The organism is Bacteroidota bacterium (assembly GCA_034723125.1).
GTDB lineage: Bacteria > Bacteroidota > Bacteroidia > CAILMK01 > JAAYUY01 > JAYEOP01.
This window is the reverse complement of the sequence record JAYEOP010000193.1, coordinates 1-3,619: the sequence shown is the minus strand read 5'-3', so window position 1 is coordinate 3,619 and position 3,619 is coordinate 1. Positions and strand designations below refer to the sequence as shown.

The following is a 3,619-nucleotide window of genomic DNA, read 5'->3' as shown; positions in this document are numbered from 1 at the left end:
ATTGCGGTTTCACTCTCGTAATATTTTAATTTATGGCATCCCATCGAACAACAAAAATACTAATCTTTTTTCTTTTTAATTGGAATCATTAATTGAAATTGAATTGATAAAAAAATTCAATTATAGATTTCAATATATAGGTGTAGTTACAAACTACAGCTAGTACGGGATAGTGGTTCACTGTTAAGGATTTTATACTTGAAAATAGCTACAAACTTTGTCTAGTGAGAAAACCTAATCATTTTTTTGTATACTTTCAATTATCTGATTATACAGTTTGGTGCATTCGAAATATTCTTTGTTAATAGTTTTGTATTCTAACCACTGAGAATTAGTACTAATAAATTTATACACAGTTGCTGTTGTAATAAATTCATTTATTTGACATCCAGATATTTCTAAGAAATTCACTACAATTAAATTCAAATCTTTTAATACACTTCCTGGAGGAAACAACTCATATGAACTATGACAACATTGTAATTGTGAATTATATAATTTTAACAGCATAACAAAACTAAATTCATAAATCTTTACGGAATCAACTTTTTTAAGGAACATTATTGCTTCAATAACAGAATCACTCATAACTGGTAAATCTATAGGTATCTCTGAATATTCAAATGGCGAATAGTTTTCCATTATACTATCCAATAATAGTGAATATTTTTCTTGAAGATTATACTCATTAATGGATTGTGAAAACAGAAATAAAGAATGACACGAAAACAGTAGTATTACAACTACTTTCATTGAATTATTGTTATTTAATTTCATCTTCTAATGATACATTTATTGGATTCGTTCTAGCTTTTTTCAAATATACAGGAGGATCAAAATCAACTGGATCTATTTGATCTCCTAACGATGATTCTATTAGTTCTTCTTTAATGTTTAATTCAATTTTATAAAAGGATGGTTTTTCTTTATACAATCCTTTTGCAAATGCATGAGATTCACCAGTCTCTTTTTCATCCTCAATAACTGGACTAATATGACCTCTTGCTGCAATTGATGTTACTCCTGTCGCAGAAGTAAAATTTCGAGCGACCGTAAGTGCATAATCATCATCTAGATATCCATTATTATTACATCCAAAGAAAATAAATATTGCATTATCTTCAAATATAATTTCACCATTACCCATTGCTTCGGAGATTTCACTGATAAAAGCTTGGTTCTTTCCACCACCCCAGTATGTAGTCCCATCAATATAAAGTCCATTTGAACTACTCATTTCTATTCCATCAGACCAGCCATGACTATAAACCACACCACCTGAAATTGATCCAAATTCTTCAGTCTTTGTTTTAAGTAGTTCGATAAATTCTTGTCCATTCCTGACACCATGTACTTCAACTGGGAAATTTGATGACAACCTCTCAACATATGTATTACTTCTGGCTTTAAAAATATTCTCATGTCCTGCACCTTCACCAAAAATTGCTAACTTCACTTCTAAGCCATCAAGATCAGTAGCAGCAATTGGCATATTCCCTGCAAACTGATACGGAGAGTACCAAGGAAAAGATTTTGTTAATGGATCAACACTCAAAAATTTAGCGATTCTTGGATTGTATATCCTAAAACCATAATCATATTGATTCCCGGTACCTGAAACTTCATTGTCCATTTCTTTTCCATTGAATCCAAATCTATATTGAGACAAGGAATAACTCCTATTCACCTGCAACATCCCAAACGGATAATAATCATTAGCACCAGCAATGTCTGCATTAAAATAATCAACTTGTTGGTTGGCTGAGAGGTCTATTGGGAGTTTGCGGTCTGTAACGGTGCTTAATACATTTCCGAGATGCTCACTTAAAGCCCTTTTCCTGTCTAATCCCGTAGAAAAGGAACTTACGCTTTGCTCCAGTATGTCTAATTTTAGGCAACCCATCAACTACAAAAGTAACATATTTTTTTCTTTTCATCAGAAAAATTTTACTCAGTGTTTTAAAAGGAAAAAGAACGGAAGAAAAGACGATTATTAATAAGTTTTTTATTTGAACGTAAAAAAAGCCGTTAATTTCTGTAAAAGCTCTTTATATTTTATCAGCATTAAAAATGCTTATTAATAAAAAAGCGTAGATGCAATCTACGATTAGTGGGGGGGGGAAGCAAGGCAGGGCAAGGGATTGAAGCGAGAAATCGTAATTGTTAATAAGTTTTTTATTTCATCGGGTGTAACTTAGGTTTATTTTTAGGAGTTAAATTGTTTATAATGTCGAAGAGTAAAGAGATTTCAGGTATATAATAATTTTCAATTATAATTTTTTTATCTATATCATTAAAAACAATATTTAACTCCCATCTTAAACCTCCTAATTGTGGCTTTATATATTTAGATTCTAATTGACACAAAGGTTCTATTGCTTCTTTTATTCTTTTTATTTCATATTTTTTTATTTTTTTGGAATAGATTTTTTTATAATTTGATTTTCCCAATTTAGTAATATTCTGCTCATTGATAACTAATTTGTCATCAACAAAAACAAAATTGTATTGTGAATAAGAACCTGAAACAATCTGCTTAATTTCAAATTCAATTTTATTGTTACTATCATTTTGTACAGTATTATAAATATTGCAAGATATAACAATAGGTATTATAGAAAATAATATCAATAATTTAGCACTCATTTTTTAAACTTATTCAGGTTCACAATATTGTTTAAACTCTTTTATAATATAATCGTTACTACCATAATGTTGCTTAATTACATTCATAATCTGAAGTTTTGTTCTTCCTGTACCAACATTAATAAGACGATTATAGTTACTTTCTTGTCCGTAAGCCTCAAATTCATCTTGATAATCATAATTTGTTGGAGAATTTGTATTAGCATTCCAACCCCATTCTTTCCAAGAATAGCCAGATCCGTGTCTTGTCTCGTGTACTATTGTGCCAGTATTTCCTGAATAAAACCAAATATCTACTCTTTTTTCATTAGTATTATAACCTGTTCCTCCACCTGAGATATATTGTCCATTCGGATTTGGTTTTGCTGTATAAAAATACATAACGTCAGAAGAAATAACTTCATCAAAAGAACTTTTAATTTCGTTTAATTGTGTGCGTTTTTTGTTTAGTTTTTCTATTCTGCGAGACATTCTTTTGTTAACTCTTTCATTATCATATCCTTTTTCATACCACTTATCTAATTTTTTGTTGATTTTATTGTCCAGATTTTTAATTTCATTATTCACCTCATTATATGTATCAATAAATTGTTGTCTTGTATTATTATCTGAAAAAGATGTGTCTGCACCATTTGGGTCAACAAACCAAATAGGATTATTAGCAAAACAAGCATAAGGACTTTCCCAAGGTTTATCCACAGGATCAACATTCCATCTCCTTCCTAATCTCGAATCATACTGCCAGAATTCTGCTGTATAGCTATTTCCCTCTCCTTTAATTTCATCATCTCTTTCCTGCCCCTGGAACCCAAAACGGTATTCTTCGGCTGAGAAGTTTCTACCAAGCTGCAACATCCCAAACGGATAATAATCATTAGCACCAGCAATGTCAGCATTAAAATAATCTACTTGCTGGTTGGCTGAGAGGTCTATTGGGAGTTTGCGGTCTGTAACTGTGCTTAATACATTTCCG

General features: G+C 30.8%; 4 protein-coding genes. All 4 read right to left on the bottom strand.

Annotation, left to right across the window (positions count from 1 at the left end):
• Positions 1–234: 234 nt before the first annotated feature.
• Positions 235–777, bottom strand: a complete 543-nt coding sequence (locus tag U9R42_05760; protein ID MEA3495526.1) for a hypothetical protein — start codon at positions 775–777, stop codon at positions 235–237.
• Positions 764–1,903, bottom strand: coding sequence for an RHS repeat-associated core domain-containing protein (locus tag U9R42_05755; protein MEA3495525.1), 1,140 nt, complete (start codon positions 1,901–1,903; stop codon positions 764–766). The genes U9R42_05760 and U9R42_05755 overlap by 14 nt, the downstream gene beginning before the upstream one ends.
• Before the next feature lie 272 nt (positions 1,904–2,175).
• Complete coding sequence (locus U9R42_05750; GenBank protein MEA3495524.1) at positions 2,176–2,646, bottom strand: hypothetical protein; 471 nt, start codon at positions 2,644–2,646, stop codon at positions 2,176–2,178.
• A 9-nt stretch (positions 2,647–2,655) separates the two neighbouring features.
• Positions 2,656–3,619, bottom strand: a 964-nt coding sequence (locus U9R42_05745) for an RHS repeat-associated core domain-containing protein (GenBank protein ID MEA3495523.1), incomplete at its 5' end; no start/stop codon positions are given.